The 19532-nt window shown below is 37.5% G+C and carries 18 protein-coding genes and 3 pseudogenes; 13 read left to right on the plus strand and 8 right to left on the minus strand.

The features are described 5' to 3' along the window. Positions 1 to 19: 19 nt before the first annotated feature. The gene (locus VSAL_RS07470) at positions 20 to 352 is read right to left on the minus strand and encodes a PBPRA1643 family SWIM/SEC-C metal-binding motif protein (protein ID WP_012550086.1); all 333 of its coding nucleotides are present in this window, start codon (positions 350 to 352) and stop codon (positions 20 to 22) included. An 832-nt stretch (positions 353 to 1184) separates the two neighbouring features. On the opposite strand from VSAL_RS07470, the gene VSAL_RS07475 reads away from it, so the two are divergent. The 4 genes from VSAL_RS07475 (at position 1185) to VSAL_RS07490 (ending at position 4170) form a co-directional block, all read left to right on the plus strand. Then, positions 1185 to 2720, plus strand: a complete 1536-nt coding sequence (locus VSAL_RS07475) for an NAD(P)/FAD-dependent oxidoreductase (RefSeq protein ID WP_231850898.1) — start codon at positions 1185 to 1187, stop codon at positions 2718 to 2720. Between the two features lie 3 nt (positions 2721 to 2723). Further along, positions 2724 to 3527 (plus strand): hypothetical protein, encoded by an 804-nt coding sequence (locus VSAL_RS07480; protein ID WP_012550088.1) that lies wholly within the window; start codon positions 2724 to 2726, stop codon positions 3525 to 3527. Positions 3528 to 3728: 201 nt separating this feature from the next. Continuing rightward, on the plus strand, positions 3729 to 3959 hold the full coding sequence (locus VSAL_RS07485) for a DinI-like family protein (RefSeq protein WP_012550089.1): 231 nt from the start codon (positions 3729 to 3731) through the stop codon (positions 3957 to 3959). Next, on the plus strand, positions 3952 to 4170 hold the full coding sequence (locus tag VSAL_RS07490; protein WP_044583233.1) for a hypothetical protein: 219 nt from the start codon (positions 3952 to 3954) through the stop codon (positions 4168 to 4170). Before VSAL_RS07485 ends, VSAL_RS07490 begins: the two co-directional genes overlap by 8 nt. Positions 4171 to 4475: 305 nt before the next feature. On the opposite strand, the gene VSAL_RS07495 is transcribed toward VSAL_RS07490, so the two are convergent. From VSAL_RS07495 to VSAL_RS07515, 5 genes are read right to left on the minus strand one after another with little or no spacing between them, the layout of a single operon-like run. After that, on the minus strand, positions 4476 to 6257 hold the full coding sequence (locus VSAL_RS07495) for a bifunctional molybdopterin-guanine dinucleotide biosynthesis adaptor protein MobB/molybdopterin molybdotransferase MoeA (RefSeq protein ID WP_012550090.1): 1782 nt from the start codon (positions 6255 to 6257) through the stop codon (positions 4476 to 4478). After that, the gene (gene mobA, locus VSAL_RS07500; protein WP_012550091.1) at positions 6254 to 6838 is read right to left on the minus strand and encodes a molybdenum cofactor guanylyltransferase MobA; all 585 of its coding nucleotides are present in this window, start codon (positions 6836 to 6838) and stop codon (positions 6254 to 6256) included. Before mobA ends, VSAL_RS07495 begins: the two co-directional genes overlap by 4 nt. Positions 6839 to 6849: 11 nt before the next feature. Beyond that, positions 6850 to 7524: an energy-coupling factor ABC transporter ATP-binding protein gene (locus VSAL_RS07505; protein ID WP_012550092.1), complete on the minus strand. Its 675-nt coding sequence runs from the start codon at positions 7522 to 7524 to the stop codon at positions 6850 to 6852. A 10-nt stretch (positions 7525 to 7534) separates the two neighbouring features. Further along, complete coding sequence (locus VSAL_RS07510; RefSeq protein WP_017022731.1) at positions 7535 to 8233, minus strand: ABC transporter permease; 699 nt, start codon at positions 8231 to 8233, stop codon at positions 7535 to 7537. A gap of 3 nt (positions 8234 to 8236) precedes the next feature. Continuing rightward, on the minus strand, positions 8237 to 9058 hold the full coding sequence (locus VSAL_RS07515; protein WP_012550093.1) for a substrate-binding domain-containing protein: 822 nt from the start codon (positions 9056 to 9058) through the stop codon (positions 8237 to 8239). A gap of 282 nt (positions 9059 to 9340) precedes the next feature. Between VSAL_RS07515 and VSAL_RS07520 the strand changes: the two are divergent. From VSAL_RS07520 to VSAL_RS07530, 3 genes and pseudogenes are all read left to right on the plus strand, one after another. Further along, a pseudogene (locus VSAL_RS07520) lies at positions 9341 to 10787 on the plus strand (sigma-54-dependent transcriptional regulator). Beyond that, a complete protein-coding gene (locus VSAL_RS07525) occupies positions 10784 to 12811 on the plus strand; it encodes a sensor histidine kinase (protein WP_012550094.1) in 2028 nt (675 codons plus the stop codon). The pseudogene VSAL_RS07520 and the gene VSAL_RS07525 overlap by 4 nt, the downstream one beginning before the upstream one ends. A 26-nt stretch (positions 12812 to 12837) precedes the next feature. Beyond that, a complete protein-coding gene (locus VSAL_RS07530) occupies positions 12838 to 13239 on the plus strand; it encodes a VOC family protein (protein WP_012550095.1) in 402 nt (133 codons plus the stop codon). An 88-nt stretch (positions 13240 to 13327) separates the two neighbouring features. Here the strand turns inward: VSAL_RS07530 and VSAL_RS07535 are convergent, their stop codons facing one another. Next, positions 13328 to 13510, minus strand: a complete 183-nt coding sequence (locus VSAL_RS07535) for a hypothetical protein (protein WP_012550096.1) — start codon at positions 13508 to 13510, stop codon at positions 13328 to 13330. A 216-nt stretch (positions 13511 to 13726) separates the two neighbouring features. On the opposite strand from VSAL_RS07535, the gene VSAL_RS07540 reads away from it, so the two are divergent. The 4 genes and pseudogenes from VSAL_RS07540 to VSAL_RS07555 form a co-directional block, all read left to right on the plus strand. Further along, positions 13727 to 14158 carry a PACE efflux transporter gene (locus VSAL_RS07540; RefSeq protein WP_012550097.1) on the plus strand — a complete coding sequence of 144 codons (432 nt, stop codon included), beginning with the start codon at positions 13727 to 13729 and terminating at the stop codon, positions 14156 to 14158. A gap of 351 nt (positions 14159 to 14509) precedes the next feature. Then, positions 14510 to 15241: a glycosyltransferase family 2 protein gene (locus VSAL_RS07545; protein WP_012550098.1), complete on the plus strand. Its 732-nt coding sequence runs from the start codon at positions 14510 to 14512 to the stop codon at positions 15239 to 15241. Positions 15242 to 15263: 22 nt separating this feature from the next. After that, positions 15264 to 15842 (plus strand): DedA family protein, encoded by a 579-nt coding sequence (locus VSAL_RS07550; RefSeq protein ID WP_012550099.1) that lies wholly within the window; start codon positions 15264 to 15266, stop codon positions 15840 to 15842. Positions 15843 to 16223: 381 nt separating this feature from the next. Beyond that, positions 16224 to 17105 (plus strand): annotated as a pseudogene (locus VSAL_RS07555) (BCCT family transporter); the annotation flags it as partial. 30 nt (positions 17106 to 17135) lie between these two features. Here the strand turns inward: VSAL_RS07555 and VSAL_RS07560 are convergent. After that, entirely contained in the window at positions 17136 to 18017 is an 882-nt protein-coding gene (locus VSAL_RS07560; protein WP_012550100.1) for an IS982-like element ISVsa6 family transposase, read from the minus strand. 98 nt (positions 18018 to 18115) lie between these two features. On the opposite strand from VSAL_RS07560, the pseudogene VSAL_RS07565 reads away from it, so the two are divergent. Continuing rightward, positions 18116 to 18790, plus strand: a pseudogene (locus tag VSAL_RS07565) (BCCT family transporter); the annotation flags it as partial. Between the two features lie 202 nt (positions 18791 to 18992). Next, positions 18993 to 19451 carry a hypothetical protein gene (locus VSAL_RS07570; protein WP_012550101.1) on the plus strand — a complete coding sequence of 153 codons (459 nt, stop codon included), beginning with the start codon at positions 18993 to 18995 and terminating at the stop codon, positions 19449 to 19451. Positions 19452 to 19532 lie beyond the last annotated feature (81 nt).

Genomic DNA, 19532 nt, shown 5'->3' on the forward strand with positions numbered 1-19532 from the left:
TAGCTATTTAAAATAGTGATTAAGCACAACATTTTTTGTATTTTTGACCGCTACCACAAGGACATGCTTCATTGCGGTTAGGTGTTTTTTCAAAGCGAGTTGTTTTTGGCTTGTTTAGTACGCCTTCAAGCTCAAGAATATTCTCTTCTTTTTCAGCATTCACTTCGATGTTTGCGAATAAATCGTGCTCAGTAATCTGCGCTTCAATTTCAACTTTACGTTCTTCTGTTTGAACAACTAAAGTCAGTGGTGCTTCTTCAGTACCTAACTTAACGTCACGCTTAGTGTTAAAACCAGATTTAACGTGGTTTTGACGAGTCTCGATACGACCTTTGAAGAACATTTTAGACATCTTGGAGCCTTATAATTTTTGAACACAGTATTTTAGCCACTTTATACCATCAACAAGAAGATGGATAAAGTGATAACGAAATATAAAAATGAGTTTGGAAAGGTAACTGGAGGTTTATGCCTTTGAATTCTGTTTTTATTGGCTATTTTATGATGAGTAAATCAACCGTTACTTTTCGATAATATATCAGCGTGAAATAAGTGAACAATGGAAGTATTTTCAGAAAAACCATGATGGCGCTAGGCTCAGATGAATGGGCGTTTAGGAGGTAATTTTGATGACGTTAGTTATCGGGTCTAGACATGAACTGATTCGGAATATGTAATTGTGATGTATCAATGGCTTTAATTACTTCATAGAATAAAGATAATTTAAGTTCGGTATTAAGTAAAATAAAAAGAGAGTGTAATGTTAAATAAGAGGTAATCATTGATTATAGGGAGTCAATTTATAGAAAAACTAAAACTATTTGTGTGTATTTAAATTATATATAAAATACATACAGATTTAACTTAACGTGGTTTTATTTAATAATGATAAGTTGCTTTAATTGAAAGTTAACCCTATGTGCTGAGTATTTTTGTTGATGGTTTAGTTAATAAAGAATTGAGTGTTGGATAATAAGATTAATTACTACTAAATTATAGATAAATACAGTTGTTGATTGATCTATTAATTGGCATGTTATTCTATGTTTTGTGAATTACTTGATATATAGTCTATGAGTTGCATTTATAAAATCTTAATTTAACCAAGTATTATTGGTCTGAGTTATATGATTCGTATTTGTTATAGCTGCCATTTCTGGCTTATTTTATTGGAAGTAATAAACATGATAAATTCTAACAAAGAGAAGGCACTGTATCAGCCTCATATTACCGTTATTGGAGCTGGTATATCTGGTCTTACTATTGCGCATCAATGTATTAAACAAGGTTATCGAGTTTCCGTTTATGAAAAAGCATCTTTTGCTGGAGGTAAGTGTATTGGGCATGTTATTGATGGAAAAGTACATGAACTTACGCACAGACAAATATTTGCTAAAAATAAAAATTTATTATCTCTTCTTAAAGAGATCCCAACAAAAACGGGAACATGCTTAGATTACATACACTCTCAAAAAAAAGTACAATTTCATTGGGGAACAAAAAATAAAACGATGCAATTTCAGCGTAGTTATTTTTCAATTATTGAAAAGCTGGTTGATGATGCAAAATCTGCTTATTCTATGATTTATTCAAAAGTACCACTGATTGATATTTATTGGTTCAAGAAACAAGCGTTATTAACAAAAATAGATGATTCATATACTCACATACCTATTAGTGAATATTTTCAATATAAGGAAAGGCCAAAATTAGCTAATTTTTTACGACCGATGTTGACTGCGTGGATTGGTGCAACGGATGATACCTCTGCTATTTCAGTACTTGATTTATTGAGAAATAAAGAAGGGCAATTACATCCTGACTCTCCTGATGGCTATAGTTTGGGTTTTAGTCTCCCTATATCACAAAGTGTGATTGAACCATGGTATGAGTACCTTAAGGCATCAAGTGTCACATTCCATTTTAATAATGACGTTGCTCATATTATTGGTCATAAAGATATTGTTAATCAGGCGAGTATTTGGCTCATTAATGGCCAAGAGCTGAAAGCCGACTATTTTGTATTGGCGATACCTGCACATATTATTCAACAAAAGATTTCAAATCAAGGTAGTGAAAATTTAGATCTACACCGTGTGTTTAGCCATGGTTTTCAACTGCATTTTGATAAGCTACCTCAAGCACTTAATGATAAAACGGTAGGCATTGTTCTTGATTCGCCTTGGGGTCTCAGTTATTGCATCACTTATCCAGAATGTGAAAATAATAAAAACCAACTAGTTTGTCTTTCTATTACGGCAACAAATATGGATACAGCCCATGGCTGTGTTTATGATAAACCATTATTTCTTTGTTCGAAAACAGAAACTTTAATTGAACTTTTGACTCAGTTAATGGGTAATACACAACTTCTTGATGAATCAGGATTTGTTTCATTTCATATCGGACCTGGGGCCAGAATAGTGTCTTTACTTGACGCTGAGCATTTAGATTATGCTGATTGGCATAAAGGTAATATGTTTTTTGATGAAAATGGGATTATGTCTTGTTGGGTTATTCAACATTCTCTTGCTCATCCAACGTATAAAAATAAAATGGCCATTCGTTCTGATGAATTTGATAATTTATTTTTCACTGGTGAATATATTGTTGATACAGAACAAACTTGGCGTGTACCAGCGACATTAGAGCGTACTATTGAAACTGCAATTCTATGTAATGAACGACTTACTGCATGCATAGAGAAGACGGAGTCGTAAGTGATGGATCAAACTTCTCGTAGACACTTACTTACCAGTGGATTATTTTTATCGTTGTGTTTTATTTATGCGAGGGGGTTTTATCAACTAGCTCTTTCTTCTATAACGATGGCCGTACTAATTACTTTAGTTTTACCGGTTTTGTTTTCACCACTTATTAAAAGGGTTGAAAACCACCAAGAAATAAAACGTATATTAGTACTAGAGTCTGGCTTTAATTTTATTTGCATATTAGCACTGACTGACTTTATCTATAAGGGAGCGATAGATACATTGTTTGTCGTATTCTTTATCATTCAAGCGGGCGGTTTTATTACCGTGCAAATTAAAAAGAAAGCCTTTCTTTCATTACCAAGCTCATTGTGTCTGTCTGTTGCTATTACTATTTGGATAATCAACGGTAATCAAACTGAGCTTCTAGGTGATGGCAAGTTGTTAATCTTTGGTTCAGCAGTACCTTGGCAACTTAAAGGCATTTATTTTGCTTGGCTTGCTCAAGTTCTTTTGAATGAATATCGCCATATACTTCCTAAGTTAACTATTTTGTTAGTGCATATTGCTTCATTATCTGTCGCTTTAATGGCTGAGGATTTCTTTCATGCTCGTATCGTAACTGCCAGTCATTTATTATTTTTGAGTTTATGCTTTGATTTAAAATTACTAAGTTGGGGAGGGGAAGATTTTGCTATCTCTCAACGAATCAATGTCATGATGTTAAACATTAATATCGCAAATTTATTTTCTAGGGTCTGCTCACTAATATGCTTAATTTTAGTTATTCATCTTATTCTTATTACTTTAAATTAAAGGATTTACTCTAAATTCTTATCTAAGAAAGTTTACTTTTCGATCTATGAATGGCCGTTAAATGTGTGTGGGGGGGAACTGATAATTAGTCGGAGGGTAAATAATCTATGGGGGACTCATTTTTGAAATTTATAGTCTTTACTTTTCTCATTTTAACAAATAGAATTAACTGTATATTCATACAGTGTCGAGTAAAAAATTATGCGTATTGAAATGATGATAACAGCGGCTCAACTTCCAAAAGATGGATTGACGCTTATTCACCAAGAAATGGAACGCCGTGTGTGGGAATATTATCCTAATGCACGTATTAGAATAAGAAAAGGGGCGAATAACCACCTTGAGATTTATGCACCAAAAGACGATAAAAAAGCAGCGAATATCATAGTTGAACAAATGTTTAATGAGGCAGAGGAATGGTTGTATGCCTAATATTTTCTTTAATCAAAAACGAAGTAATTCTGCGGCAATGCCATTGAGGTATGGTGGAGAAAATAAAAAGTGGTCCGAGTATGTCTATAAGGATGTTAGGGGATTGAAAAAAATCAGCCTAACTTTTGAGATACCATTGTCTATTTTGATTGCTCGAATTAAAAAAGGGAAGACGTTGCATGAGGCTGTGACTCATTACAATGAGGAGTGAGCTAATGAGTCTGAAATAGGATTTATACGAGGTGTTTTTTAATTTTCGTATTAAACCCTCCTTTGGTGACGGCATAACAATGCTTAAAATGTCATTCTATGAATTTCTTTTTTAGTGGTGAGTAAACTTAAATACCACAGACTTTTATACATTTTATATAAAATTGAAGTAACGCCTTTATTATCACCACAAAATTAGGTGTAAGTAAAAACCGAATAGGACTATTCGGCATTAACAAAAATATGCTATCAGTTTGACGTTGTACTAATGATAATTTGCACTTAGCTGCGCTTTAAGTACATCAATTAGATTCGCGAGAGCAGAGGTATAACCGTTACCTTCTGACCAATATTGACAGATTCGACTTCAGGCTGCACTTCAATTAAGCAATTGGCTTCACTCATAGAGCGTAAAATCCCCGAACCTTGTTTGCCAGTTGTCACTACTTCCATTTGACCATTTTGGTTAATAGAATAAACACCACGGCTGTATTCTGTACGACCTGTGCGAGATCGAATGAACTCTTTTGCAATGGCGGTATAGGTTTCTGGCTGCCAATTATCTTCACCTTGTAGTTTACGCAATGCAGGTTCCACAAACTGTAAGAACGCGACCATTACGGCAACAGGGTTACCCGGTAAACCAAAGAAAGGGGTATCACCAATGTGACCAAATGCAAGAGGTCGCCCCGGACGCATATTAATACGCCAGAAATTAATGTCACCCAGCTTATCTAAAATGGTTTTAATGTAGTCGGCATCTCCTACTGAGACACCGCCTGAGGATAAAATCATATCCGCTTGCTGCGATGCTTGAGAAAGCGTGGACTCCAAAGCGGCTTCATTATCTTCAATAATACCAAAATCAATCACTTCACAACCTAGTTTTTGTAATAGGGCTGTAAGTGTGAAACGGTTTGAATCATAAATAGAGTTCGCTTTTTGAGCTTCTCCTGGCGCTTGAACTTCATCACCAGTAGAGAAAATTGCGACTTTAGTTTTTGTAACAACAGAAACTGAGGCTATTCCAAGAGAGGCCAACATACCTACTTCTGGTGCGGTAATACGAGTGCCTTTTGCGACACAAACTTGGTTGATAGCGAGATCTTCACCGGCAAGACGAACGTTTTGACCTTTGCGAATACCTGACTTTCCAGTATCAAAACGTACTTGATTTCCTTCTTGGGTTGCTTGTTCGCGCATGATCACCGCATTGCCATTTTGTGGAACGGGTGCGCCGGTCATTATTTTTGCCGCTTCACCATGTTGAAGAGGATGATCGTAACTGTGTCCTGCCATTATCTCGGCAACGACAGTATAGCTATTCCGTTCTAAATCATCACCACAAATAACATAACCATCCATCGCTGAATTGTTATGTTGTGGTACGTTAATTGGTGACAGGATATCTTGTGCACTTAATGCATTGATTGATGATATTAAACACACGTTTTCGTTTGATTCTAATGGTTTGATGGCCTCTAGAATCTTAGCTCTACCTTGACTAACAGATAAAAACGCAGGTGATAATTCATCACAATTTGCTGATAAATCGCTTTGTTGTTTATGCTGATGCTGTTTCACATATTCAACAATGAATGCAGTAATAGCATCAGTATCATTGATGTTCATTTGAGGGAGTTCAGACTTTGCTTTAGAGTCTGCCGCGATCGCAATGATGTTGTTGTCTTCAGGAAAAATCCATGGCTTACCGACATCATCACGATGCAATTCAATCTTAGTGTATGGAAGTTGTTTAAAACCTTCGATTAAGATCAAATCAAGTTGGGTTTGATCTAGTTTATTTATGAGTTGCTGACAGCTTGTTTCTTCATCAGGTGTTTCAGTAATTAAGGCATGACGAAAGCGAGAACTGATCAGCATTTGGCTTGCACCTGCTTTACGCAGTCGGTAGCTGTCTTTGCCTTCTTGGTCAATATCAAAATTATGATGAGCATGTTTGATGACTGCGACTTTTAGTCCCATTTCATTCAGTTTTGGTAATAACTTTTCTAATAAGGTGGTTTTACCTGTACCGCTATAAGCAACAAAACCCAATAATGGAATAGACGCAGTCGTTAAGCTCATAATAAAGTTCCAAATTGTTCAAGTTCTTGAGGGCTATTCAAATTGATAAAGGCATTTGGGTAATCTGAGAAATCAGCAAAAACAGTATTACACTCTTTATAGAGTAGGATGATTTTTCGATCGCCACGAGCTAAAAAGGCATCAATTTTAGGAATAATTCGTTTGTGCATTAACGTGACGACAGGTTGCATGTATTCGCCATCGTGAGCGACGACAATGTCGGTGTCATCTTTTACGGCATTACATAATAATGAAATAAGGTTATTGGGTAGATTAGGAGAATCGCAAGGAATAAAACCAACCCAATCAGAGGCCATATTGACTAATCCTGCGTGCATACCAGCAAGAGGGCCTGGATAATCGGTAAATTCATCCTTAAAAGTGACGGTGTAACGTGAATAGTTGTCGATACTACGGTTTGCATTAATCGCGATGTGATCGGTTTGAGAACGAAGAGTATCTAAAGCATGTTCAATTAATGGTTTATCTTGAAAGGTGACAAACCCTTTATCTTGACCACCCATACGGCGAGCTTGTCCACCGGCTAAAATTACCCAATTAGTTTGCTTTGGCTGGAGCATAATTATCCTTGCTAACAATCACTTTCAATGGGGGTTGATTCTATCAGCTTTGCGTCTGAAATAGTCCATTGGCGATGACAAATTTCAGTTAACGCATTGGTTTGATGGCTTGTTACAACAATGCTGGAACCTCGTTCGAGCAGATCTTTTGCCATAATGACTAATAATTTAATCGATTCTTGATCAACACTGGCACTTGGCTCATCCATTAATAAAATAGAGGGGGTAAGCACCCAAGCTCGTGCCATCGCAACCCGTTGTTTTTCACCACCAGACAACACTGAAATGTGTTCGTCCGCTAACGTTTCTAGCCCAACCATGCGTAACGCATTAATCACCATGTGACGTTTTTCTAGTCGATTCATGGTTGTGTATTTCATGCCATAAATCACATTGTCGTACACCGTCCCATCAAATAGAAAGGGATTTTGATGCAAATAAACGATTTGATTATTACCTGAGCGGCCAAGTAGACGTGCTGTCCAATGTGGTTGGTTAAGATTAAGTTTTCCCGTCGTCGCAGTTTGTAAACCGGATAAGATCTTAAGTAGAGTCGTTTTACCAACGCCATTGGCACCACGTAAATAGACCGAATCTTTAGGACCTAACGATAAATGAGGAATGTGAAAAAGCACACGGTCATTAAATCGCATTGATAGATTGTCGGCAGTAATTCTTATTGTCATGCTATGCCTACTAGGTACGTAAGTACCCTTTACCACGAGTGAAAGAAAGGAAAAAGTTCAAAACCAGAGCCAAAATCAATAACACCATACCAAGAGCAACCCCTTGAGCAAATGCCCCTTTTTGGCTTTCCATCGCGATTGCGGTTGGAATATTACGCGTCGCGTTGAAGATATTGCCACCGACCATCATAGAGCAGCCGACTTCGGTAATAATACGTGAAAAACCAGCAATGACAGCCGCAAGAATAGGGAATCGAGTCTCCCAAATTAAGCTGCCAAAGGCGCGAGGAAGAGAAGCGCCGAGAGTAAAAGCGGTTTCCCATACACGTCGATCACTGTGTTGAAATGCACCGTGCATCATGGCAACCATGATAGGGAAACAAATAAACATTTGACCAATGATCATCGCTTCTTGGGTAAAGAGCAGTTGCCAATCCCCGAGAGGACCCGCACGAGAAAGCACCATGTACAATAATAGGCCGATCACGACTGTTGGTACAGATTGTAAGGTATTAATAAGAGAAAGCAGTAGCCACCGTCCAGGAAACGACCCATAAGCAAGCGCAAACGCCAACAATAATGCGGGGAGTAATACAACTGCCATCGCAAACAATGAGACAGAGAAAGAAACACCGACAATGCTCCATAATGCTGTATCACCGCTAAACAGTAATTGAATCGCTTCGTGAGAGGTGGCTAATATAGTCATGGATTATTTAGCGTCCGCAGTAAACAATTTCTGTCCACTTAGTTCAAAACTATTAATTAACGCTTGGCCTTTATCGCTGACTAACCAATCACTAAATGCTCGTGCACCTTTTGTGTTTAAGTTGTTGTAACGCTCAGGGTTAATCAAAATAACTTGGTATGGGTTAAATAGACGCTTATCGCCTTCAACCATGATTTCTAAATCAAGTTTGTTTTGGTAAGCCAACCACGTACCGCGGTCTGTAAGTGTATAAGCTTGCAATTCTGAAGTCATGTTTAATGTTGGGCCCATGCCTTGACCAACGGCTTTATAGCCACCGAAGTTAGGTTCGATATTGGCTTGGTTCCAAAGAATAATTTCCTTTTTGTTGGTGCCTGAATCATCACCGCGAGAAACAAACGTCGCATCAGCTTCGGCCATTTTTGCAAAAGCAGCGGTTACGTCTTTCATGCCATAGATATGCGCAGGATCGTTTTTAGGGCCCACTAAAACAAAATCGTTATACATTAATGATTTTGGTTCAATGCCATATCCTTTTTCAACAAAATCAGCTTCGGCTTTTGGTGCGTGGGTCATTACCAAATCAACGTCGCCGTTTTCGCCCATTTTCAATGCTTTGCCTGTACCAGCAGCCAGTACTTGAACTTCATAGCCTGAATCTTTCTTAAATACAGGTAAGATGTAATCTAATAACCCTGAATGGTAAGTACTTGTTGTTGTCGCAAGACGTATAACGTTTGCATCTTCTGCGTACACATTCGTTGCAGTAAAAGAACTCAGAGCTACAACGGCCATTGCTGAAAACGTGCTGATTTTATTGTTCATGTTATATCCATGTTATGAAGTTAAATATCACTGCAAATGCAATGAGTGAATAGACTTATGGGCAATAAAGCAATCCCTATGCCAACGTTAATATTGATGCTTATATAGATAACTTAATGATAATTAACAGGTTCGCACTTATTCTTTCATAAAAACCTTACAAAAAATGTGACTAGGACAAAATGTCTCAATAGAAAGGATACAAAATGCAAATTTAACGTTAGAATAAATAGGACATTTTGACCCACTTCTCGGGGAAATTTAGCCCACTTAGGAAATATTATGGTAGCAAAATCAGATTGGCATGCATTCTCCGTTCTTGTTGTTGATGATGAAATAGGTATGCAAACCATACTTAGAAAAGCATTAAGCAAACAATTTGGTCAGGTTCACACGGCAGGAACAATTGAAGAAGCAGAAGAGATCCGTCAATCTCACCATCTTGATCTGATTATTTTAGATATTAACCTACCGGGTCAAACTGGGCTTGAATGGCAAGAAAGCATTGCGAGTGATTCACGTCATTATGATTGTTATTTTTATGACGGGTTATGCCGAATTAGATACAGCGATTCAAGCGCTTCGCTTGGGGGCGTCTGATTTTATTTTAAAGCCTTTTAATTTAGAGAATATGCTACGAGCGGTGAAGCGTTGTATGGATCGCCGCTTAGTTGAACGTACAAATTTTGCGTTAAAACGTGAAGTTGAAAAACACAATCCAATCGACATTATCGGCAACGCGGATAAAACCCTACAGCTTAAACAGTTAATTGCCCAACTTGCGCCTTCTAACGCCGCCGTATTAATTGAAGGTGAATCAGGCACTGGTAAAGAACTGGTTGCTCGTGGTTTGCATCAATTGAGTCACCGTACAGGACCTTTTGTTCCGCTAAACTGTGGTGCCATTGCTCCCGATCTTTTAGAAAGTGAGTTGTTTGGACATACTTCAGGGGCGTTTACTGGAGCCAAAAAAGGACGAGAAGGGTTGTTTCGTGTGGCGAATGGAGGCACTTTATTTCTTGATGAAATAGGTGAAATGCCAATCGGAATGCAGTCTTCGTTATTACGAGCACTCGAACAGAAAGCCATTCGCCCCGTTGGTTCAGAGAAAGAGATTCTTGTTGATGTAAGAATTGTAGCAGCAACAAATCGTAATTTAATCGAAGAAGTTGAGAAAGGGAATTTTAGAAAGGATCTTTTTTATCGTTTAAATGTGTTGACGGTATCTTTGCCTGCTTTACGAGAGCGTAAATCGGATCTTGCTTGTTTAACGGAACATTTCTCACAAATGATAGCGAAAGACATGGGAATGAAACCGATTCATTGGGCGCATGAAGATATCGCCGCTATGGCAAATTACGATTGGCCAGGCAATATTCGCGAGCTTAAAAATATGATTGAACGTTGTATTTTATTAGGTAAACCACTGGTAGAACATTGGTCAGGATTACAAGGTGATAAGCCTTTACATCAAAACATGGCTTTAGCTAATCAATCTACGGTATCACAACAGAATAACATGGAACCGAACAGTCAAAATGAGTGTAAGTGCATGCCATTGTTAGATAACTATCCTGAACAATGGACATTAAAAGAAGTAGAGAAAACACACATTATTACGGTTGTGGATATGCATGAAGGGAATAAGTCAGCAGCGGCAAGACAACTCGGGGTTGCTCGTAAGACGTTAGAGCGTAAGTTTAAAGAATGGAGTGAAGAGCGTGCATGATGTTATCGCCATCACTTTGGAAGCGTCGTATAAAAACCATGGTGCGCTATCGTCTATTGTGGCTTAACTCTGTGCCTTTATTTTTGACAATGCTTGCTCTTATTATCATTACGGCATTTTGGTCAATTCATTACACATGGCAGAATGCCTTAAATGATGTAGGCAGTAAACTTTCTGTTGCGAATAACAGTATTGAACTTTTGCAGAGAGAACAAAGTGCAGAGTTAGGTGGTTTTGTTGATTCTTATGCCTTTCAAATTAAATTGAAAAATGGGCAAGATTATATACAGCGCTGGTCAAGTAATCAGGCAGCTAAATATCATGCTGACTTTATTTCATTACATCCTGCCAATTACGCAAAAAAGTTACCTGAGACATTAGAAAGGCAAATGTACCTTGGTCGATCTCGGACGTTTTTCCAAGTGATGGATGAGACCGCTTTAGTTGAAATTGATGAAGATCTGCCTAAGCGTGTCAGTATTAGAAACAAAGATAACAACATTATTGAAACGAGAGGGCTGATCAGTCGAACACTGATCCCTATTTTCAATGAGCATGGCAGCTTAGAGTGGATAGTAGACAGTGGGATTATCCTGAATAACAGCACATCCTTGGTTGATAGAATTAGAGATCTTATTTATCCTGAAGGTAAGGGAGCCACAGAGCAAGTTGGTACGGTGACCTTATTTTTAGATGATTTGAGGATCAGTACGAATGTGTTTACGGATGATATATCAGGACAAGAACGCGCGATTGGTACTGAAGTCTCACCAGAGGTAAAACATCAAGTCATTGAAAATGGTGAACGTTGGGTCAATAGAGCATACGTCTATAATGATTGGTATATTTCGGCATACAAACCCATTACTGATCTTAATGGGAATGTTGTTGGGATGTTGTATACCGGGTATCTAGAATGGCCATTATTAAAACAATACATCTATAACCTGTTGCAAGCGGGCATCACGATTCTTATCACACTCTTATTATCGACTATTTTTGTTCATCGTGGGGCGAGAGATCTTTTCCAACCAATTGAAAGAATACACTATGTAGTAAAATCCGTTCAACTTGGAAAGAATGACCGAATAGGCGATCTTGGTCTTGATAATGGGCATGAATTGGCCAGTTTGGCGCAGCAATTTGATAATATGCTCGATCAATTGCAATTACGAAACAGCCAAATTCAACGAGCATCAAAAGAGCTTGAATCAAAGGTTGAATCAAGAACCGCCAGTTTGCATGAAAAAACCATTGAGCTTGAGCAATACATTAAGCTATTAAAGCAAGCTCAAGATAAATTGATCATGAGTGAAAAACTGGCCTCATTAGGGGAGTTAACCGCGGGCATTGCCCATGAGATTAATAACCCAACGGCTGTGATATTAGGAAATGCAGAGCTGATCAAGTATGAGCTCGGTGATAATGCAAGCGTAGTATCGGAAGAGTTAGATGCCATCATGGAACAAATTGATCGCATTCGTAATATTACTCGAAGTCTACTTCAATACAGCCGTCAGGGAGGGATTCAAGATGAGGTTACTTGGCAATACATTAATCCTATTATTGAAGAAAGCGTCACTCTGGTACGAACTGGTGCACATAAGCGGGATATTGACGTTGAGTTTGATTTCGAACAACCCCCAAGAGTTGAAGTAAACAGACATCACTTATTGCAAGTATTAGTCAACTTACAGATGAACGGTATTCATGCAATGAAGGCAAAAGGTAAACTCATTATTCGAAGCAGAACGTGGCAAGAAGAAGAGATAAACTTGGGGGCGATAATTGAAGTTGAAGATTTTGGTTCTGGTATGAGCCATGAACAATTAGGACGAATTTTCGATCCTTTTTATACGACTAAGCGTGATGGTACTGGGCTTGGATTATCTGTTTCTCAAAGTTTATTAAGCCAAACGGGAGGGGAGATTAAAGTACGATCTCAACTTGGTGAAGGGACTGTATTTACGATTTATCTACCAACCAAATCAGAACATTATCCATATGATAATTTGATCGGTTAACCATACTATGTTTAAAAGAGAGAATAATGAAAAAACCAATCCAACAAAAAATAGGCAGTGTTGCACTCGTTGTTGAAAATTACGATGATGCGATTGAATTTTATACCCATAAATTAAATTTTGAATTAATTGAAGACACTGATCTAGGCGATGGAAAACGTTGGATATTAATTAGCCCACCTAATAGCAATGGAACGAATTTATTATTAGCGCAAGCGAGTAATGAAGAGCAACAGAAATCGGTCGGTAACCAAACAGGTGGTCGTGTATTCCTATTCTTACATACGAATGACTTTTGGCGTGATTACGAAGACATGAAGAAAAAAGGCGTGGTATTTAATGAAGAACCACGTAAAGAAGTCTATGGTACCGTTGTTGTTTTTCAAGATCTTTATGGCACAAAATGGGATTTATTAGAGCTAAAATAATCGATATTATTTGTCTTTATGCTTGGTTTTGAAAAGACCGTGGCTTATTGATTCAGTGAAGAATCAGTAAGCCAATGTCTTTATTGTACTAATTAACAATAACAATGCTGTCATTTTGATCGGTATGTAGTTGAGCTTTTCTTTGTTCGATAAGTTGAGCGGCATAAGACGGTGTTACTGCATGAAGCTGACCTTTAATACGTAGGCTTGATGCTTCCCAAGCATGATCTTTATATATTCCAGTTTCAGTATATTGAACGATAACTTTCATTTCTTTCTCCTTGAGTTAACAATTACCAAACGTGTTACTAACAGTAATCCTTGCGATAAATATGTGCTACAGCTAAAAACGTAATATTAGGTTTATAAAATGAGATGATGGATTTCGATAATGTATCTGAAATTTAGATGGATACTAACTTTTTATAACTGTTTTTATGTATAGAATTGAGGTTATAGATTTTTTGATTACTTCTGGATATACATAATGAGAACAAGATTTGACCGTATTCGCCATGCTATTTTATTCGAGATTATTGGCCTAGTTATTATTGTTGGCGTATTAAGTCAGCTTGGTTTCAATATGGGGCATGTTGGAGTGATGGGCGTAATTTTCTCCATAATAGCAACAGGTTGGAACTATGTTTACAACATTGGCTTTGATAATTACCTTGTAAAAAAAACGGGGTCGGCAGTAAAAACGGCATGGATACGAATCGTTCATAGCTTAGGTTTTGAGGGGGGACTTCTTTTCTTAACCATTCCGTTTATGGCGTGGTTTTTAAACCTAACAATATGGGATGCTTTTGTGCTCGATATTGGAATGGTGATTTTCTATCTATTTTATGCCTATATTTATAATTTTATTTATGACACTATTTTTCCGGTGAATGCGGAGAGGGTAATCTCTAAATCGTAGTGAATTTGTTCTTTTCTACGTAATACCCGTTTAAAAATAACGATTAATAGAACAATAAGGGAATTAGTATGAAACATTTTTGGTGGAAATTTATTATAACCATTTTACTCTTTGTTGGTTTATTCGGATTGGTTTTTTATAAAGTACAAAGTGGCATTGAGTGAATATGAGTCAATGACAAAATAGAACGGTTCAGATGAAGAAATGACAGCATTGTCTAACTTGCTGTTATTTCTTTATTTTTCTTTCTTAACTGAATATGAATAACTTGCTCATTATTTATTAAGAGACGGTTTTGTATTCTTACTCCAAGTTAATTCATAACGTTTGAATATTAAATGGAGAAAGATTATGAGCTCAGTAAGTATTATCATCATCACATTAAATGAAGAGAAAAAAATAGGTTGTTTATTGAGTGATCTCACTAAGCAAACGCACCAAAAATTCGAAGTTATTGTGGTTGATTCAAACAGTGACGACTCAACGTGTGAGGCGGCCCTTACTTTTCAAGATGATCTTCCTAAATTAACGGTTCATAAAATGGACACGACGGGTGTCAGTCTTGGCCGTAATACGGGAGCGGCATTGGCTAAATATGAACGAATTTTATTTTTAGATGCTGATGTGTGTTTATCGCCCGATTTTTTAAGTAAATCGTTATCTTTACTCGATGAAAAAAAGCTCGAGGTAGCAGGAATATACATGGGTTCAAAAGGGTTACCAACAGCACATAAGCTAGGTTATGGACTGTTTAATGTTGGTTTATTTGTCACTCAATTTATTTTTCCGACAGCTGTCGGTGCTTGTCTTTTTTCAACACAACGCGCTCATCGTGATCTTCAAGGGTTTGATGAAAAAATCACGTTATGCGAAGATTGTGATTACGTAAAACGTGCCAGTCAAACATGGCGATTTCGATTCTTACCAATGACCTTTCAATTTGACCCTCGTCGATTAGATCAAGAAGGCTTATTTAAGATTGGGTTTACGTATCTAAAAGCGAATGTTCGCCGCTTTTTCTTTGGTGAAATGCGTAATAACGAAATGGAATATAAGTTTGGTCATTATTCAGAACAAAAATAGTGTGAATCGATAAAGGTATTGTATGTCCGGTTCAGTCGCATTATTTATGGGTGCATTGTTAGATGCACTCATTGGGCCAAATATATTCGTTCCTGGTGAACCTTTTTTAATCGCAGCAGGTTATCAACTTCATCAGGGGATGATGGGTGGGGTAATCGCGGTGTTATTAGGTGGTTTGCTTGGAGACCAATTAAGTTATTTTATTGGAAAAGGTTATGGCCGTAAGGCTCAACACTCACTGATTAAATGGAAACCTAAAACTCGTCGTTTATTGGCTCGTTGTCGATTTCTTTTACAGACAAGAGGTAATGTTGTGTTGATGTTTGCTCGACTATTAGGGCCAATTGCATGGTTTGTCCCTTTTGTCGCTGGTGTAAATCAGATTCAATGGCGTCGTTTTTCTCTTTTTTCAAGTATCGGATTATGTTTAGGGGTAGGGCAGTTTATTTTTTTTGGTTACGCCTTATCTTATGGTTTAGATAAATTCCCATGGTTAATCGAAAGTAAGATTCTCATCATAGAATATCGTTATTCTATTACGGCTGTTTTTATTTTTGGTGTTTTTTTATTGATGACGAAAAAATTAAGATGGAAAAAATAGGGAGGTAATTTTCATTTCACAATCAGTAAAGATATTCTGGAAATAATGGCTAAAAATAAGCAAATTCTTTAACGAAGTGCTCAATAAATACGCTTTTTTTGACGTTAAGTTCGGTTTATTCATTGACGTAGATAGAATTTGTAGTTGGTTGAAATTTAATCGTTATGATGTTTTTTTGGAAAAAAATGTAAATTAATTGCACTTATTTTAAAGATGAGACCAGAAACTAATAACTAGTTAATTTAAATACAAAAATATTTTTTACTGTGATTGATATCATAATTTTTATGCTGTTTTTTGGTCCTTTTTAAAAAGTTTGCACTGGTTTTCATGAATTCAAGCTGCTAGAGTCCGATCCCTCACGAATCAAGTGGGATACCCATGTCTAAAAATAGTAATGAAACTAGCGACAAACTTGTTCCAACACTTACAATAGGATTTATCCTTTTATTTCTTCTTGCTGCGCTTGTTGATCTATCAACATTTACTGCAACTATTCAAACCATGTTCATGTCGGCATCGACAATGTTTGGCTTGTGGTGGCAGTGGTTGATGATCATCACTTTTGTTTTAGCTCTTATCATAGCGATGAGCAGTTATGGCAAAATTAAGATGGGCGGTGAGGAAAAACCAACCTTCGGCACCTTTAAATGGGTCGCCATGATAATGTGTACTTTGCTTGCAGGCGGCGGTGTTTTCTGGTCAGCTGCAGAGCCAATTTTCCACTTCATTACACCTTCTCCAAGTTTCTCTGATGTCACTGGCGGCACTCTTGCTGCTGTTACTCCTGCGTTAAGCCAAAGCTTTTTACATTGGGGCTTCTTAGCATGGGCGGTATTAGGTACCTTAAGTACAATTATACTCATGTACGCACATTATAACTGTGGCATTAAACTACGACCTCGTGCGTTGTTATACCCGATTCTAGGTACTAAACTTGAAAATCATTGGTTAGGTTCGTTGATCGATGCTTGTTCAATTATTGCGGTTGCTGCAGGTACGATTGGTCCTATTGGATTCTTAGCTACTCAACTTAGTTACAGTATTACTGTGCTCACCGGCCTTGAAAGCTCTCTGATGAGCCAAATCGGTATTTTATCTGTGATTGTTGCTATTTATTCAATCTCTGCCTTCTCTGGCATGGACAAAGGTTTACAGTGGTTAAGCCGAATGAATGTAATTGGTGCTGTGACGTTATTGGTTGCGATTTTAGTTCTAGGACCAACAAGCTTTATCTTCACCGAGTTTGGTATTGCTTTTGGTAACTAACCTGAATTCTGGATAAAACATGCTTTAAGCGAGGATTAGTTCAAATTCACATTCTGATAGCTTAATTCGTGGCTTTTGTTTTTTTAAACAATAAGCCACAACGCCTGAAATTACATTTAGCATGAAACCAGTCACGCTACGATGACGGCTATGTTCAATTTGAGAGATATTCTTCAATTGGTCATTTATCGTTTCGATAATGTATCTCTTTGATAACATAGCCTTATCAAAAGCACTTATCTCTTTTGCTTTCATGTTTTTTCGCGAGGTAGTCACTAAATCGACATCAGAGTTCTTTAAGCTCTCACTCAACTTTTTACCTATGTACCCTTTATCAGCGTACAATTTCCCCGAGAGTTCTTTGCATAAATCAGGTACAGGAGTCCTATCATTTACATTGCCAGCTGTGATTTTCAGCGAAATAATTTCTCCAAGATGGTTAATCAATAAATGAAGTTTGAAGCCGAAAAACCATCCCATGGTACCTTTTCCTCTTTTCGCAACACCATCAAAGACTTTATGGCGAGGAATTCGAATGTTATGGCATACTTTAAGACTCGTGGAGTCAACAAAAGCAATGCCAGTCGGCTTACCTTTGATAGATTGAAAATAGGCACACATTGGGGCGATTAGGCTAGGCATTTTGCTCACAAATCGAGTGTAGCTAAGTAAATTTGGAAAGTATCCTTTCCAATATTGATGAACTAACTCGATATAGAAGTTCTTGAAATCTCTATGATTTGATTGATGAAAAGCGATGACAATAGTCATACATTCACTAGTAGACATTACTGACTGACGTTTTCTTTTTCTCTCACTAGCCTCAACAAGGTATTTTTCCCATTGAGATAAGAATTGATAACAAAAATCATCGACATCACAAAATATATCAACTAATTTATTCATCTTGCCCACCTTTTAAAATACGTTCAAATAATTCTTGGTCGAAAGATCTGATCGTTAGGTGGGCAATTAGTTCAGCCTTATCCAGAATTCAGGTTAACTATATTCAACATCTTCCTGAAATGAGCTTGAGCACAGCGGATCCAGCATGGAATTCATGGTGGACATGGTTCTTCTGGGGTTGGTTTATTGGTTTCGCTCCAATGATGGCGATCTTTATTGCTCGTATCTCTAAAGGTCGCAGCATTCGAGAGCTTGTTATTACAGTGGCAATCATCGCTCCAATCGCGACGAATTTCTGGTTCTCTGCTTTGGGTGGTACCGGTATTTTCCTTGAGTTACAAACTCCGGGCAGTATTTCTATACCATTACAAGAAGCGGGATTACCGGCTGTATTATTAGCGTCATTAGAACAATTGCCATTAAGCTGGTTATTGATTCCCGCGTTCTTAGTACTGACGACAACGTTTGTTGCTACAACTGGTGATTCAATGGCATATTCTATTGCTATGGCAGTCGAGGGGACAGATGAACCATCTCGATCTCAGCGTTTGTTCTGGGCAATTATGATGGGTGTTGTTGCTGGAGTATTATTGATTGCGGGTGATGGTGGTTTGAATGCACTTCAATCATTCATCGTGATTACCGCGGTACCAGTATCAGTATTACTTGGCTTTACTTTTATTTCAGCGCCTATCGCTGTACTCAGAATGAAAGCAGCCGAGCAAGAAAAGAACCAATCTCAAGCCGTTGGCCAAAAAACAGCGACTGCGTAAGATTAAAATAAAATGAATAAAAGGCTTATCGCAGAATCTGCGGTAAGCCTTTTTTATTGTCTGTTGATTATTACGTGTTTCTTTATTATGCCGATCATGAGCGTGGTTTTTATTTATATAATTACGCTATGATGAATTTAGAACTTGAGGGTATTAAAGCTAAGATCGTATTTTTAATGTCGAGCTTTAAAGGAGATAAATAATGCCAAATAAAGACGCTATTTTTCAACAGTTATTTCTCAGAGAGACGCAGGGAGCTCCCATTGTGGATCGTGAGTCTGTGCCTTTGAATCATACCCATAAGCAAGATTATGAAAAATGGCTTGCAGAAAAGCGAGACTTTACGATTGAAGAGATCGACGAATCGCATTGGATTAAATCATGTACTGCTGGTTACATTACGGAAGTGATTTTTAAAGAGAGTGGCAGCTTAACTGAGTTCACTCTATTTGAAAGGTTGAAAACGGTAGGGCATTGGCAATTAAAGGAAGGCTTAGTGTATGTTTCGATCTTTAAAGGTGAGAATCAATACGATTTTGTGATTGTGGCGAACGCTAACGTACATATTCATTCCGCAATAGAATATAAAAATGACGAGATCCACTCTTATTTGAAGTTAGCACAAACAAGAGTGCCGTATAGATTATCGCAATCTCATTGATGAACTAAGCAGATGTTTTTTGAAAGATGAAAAAATGATGTATATCATAGTGATTCTTCATTGATCCTGTAACAATGACTA

The organism is Aliivibrio salmonicida LFI1238 (assembly GCF_000196495.1).
In the GTDB taxonomy this organism is placed as follows: Bacteria; Pseudomonadota; Gammaproteobacteria; order Enterobacterales; family Vibrionaceae; genus Aliivibrio; species Aliivibrio salmonicida.

Excerpts from the sequence above, each read along its gene's own strand:
- VSAL_RS07470 (WP_012550086.1), bottom strand. The coding sequence starts at position 352 with ATGTCTAAAATGTTCTTCAAAGGTCGTATCGAGACTCGTCAAAACCAC.
- VSAL_RS07475 (WP_231850898.1), top strand. The coding sequence starts at position 1,185 with ATGATAAATTCTAACAAAGAGAAGGCACTGTATCAGCCTCATATTACC.
- VSAL_RS07480 (WP_012550088.1), top strand. The coding sequence starts at position 2,724 with ATGGATCAAACTTCTCGTAGACACTTACTTACCAGTGGATTATTTTTA.
- VSAL_RS07485 (WP_012550089.1), top strand. The coding sequence starts at position 3,729 with ATGCGTATTGAAATGATGATAACAGCGGCTCAACTTCCAAAAGATGGA.
- VSAL_RS07490 (WP_044583233.1), top strand. The coding sequence starts at position 3,952 with ATGCCTAATATTTTCTTTAATCAAAAACGAAGTAATTCTGCGGCAATG.
- VSAL_RS07495 (WP_012550090.1), bottom strand. The coding sequence starts at position 6,257 with ATGAGCTTAACGACTGCGTCTATTCCATTATTGGGTTTTGTTGCTTAT.
- mobA (WP_012550091.1), bottom strand. The coding sequence starts at position 6,838 with ATGCTCCAGCCAAAGCAAACTAATTGGGTAATTTTAGCCGGTGGACAA.
- VSAL_RS07505 (WP_012550092.1), bottom strand. The coding sequence starts at position 7,524 with ATGACAATAAGAATTACTGCCGACAATCTATCAATGCGATTTAATGAC.
- VSAL_RS07510 (WP_017022731.1), bottom strand. The coding sequence starts at position 8,233 with ATGACTATATTAGCCACCTCTCACGAAGCGATTCAATTACTGTTTAGC.
- VSAL_RS07515 (WP_012550093.1), bottom strand. The coding sequence starts at position 9,058 with ATGAACAATAAAATCAGCACGTTTTCAGCAATGGCCGTTGTAGCTCTG.
- VSAL_RS07525 (WP_012550094.1), top strand. The coding sequence starts at position 10,784 with ATGATGTTATCGCCATCACTTTGGAAGCGTCGTATAAAAACCATGGTG.
- VSAL_RS07530 (WP_012550095.1), top strand. The coding sequence starts at position 12,838 with ATGAAAAAACCAATCCAACAAAAAATAGGCAGTGTTGCACTCGTTGTT.
- VSAL_RS07535 (WP_012550096.1), bottom strand. The coding sequence starts at position 13,510 with ATGAAAGTTATCGTTCAATATACTGAAACTGGAATATATAAAGATCAT.
- VSAL_RS07540 (WP_012550097.1), top strand. The coding sequence starts at position 13,727 with ATGAGAACAAGATTTGACCGTATTCGCCATGCTATTTTATTCGAGATT.
- VSAL_RS07545 (WP_012550098.1), top strand. The coding sequence starts at position 14,510 with ATGAGCTCAGTAAGTATTATCATCATCACATTAAATGAAGAGAAAAAA.
- VSAL_RS07550 (WP_012550099.1), top strand. The coding sequence starts at position 15,264 with ATGTCCGGTTCAGTCGCATTATTTATGGGTGCATTGTTAGATGCACTC.
- VSAL_RS07560 (WP_012550100.1), bottom strand. The coding sequence starts at position 18,017 with ATGAATAAATTAGTTGATATATTTTGTGATGTCGATGATTTTTGTTAT.
- VSAL_RS07570 (WP_012550101.1), top strand. The coding sequence starts at position 18,993 with ATGCCAAATAAAGACGCTATTTTTCAACAGTTATTTCTCAGAGAGACG.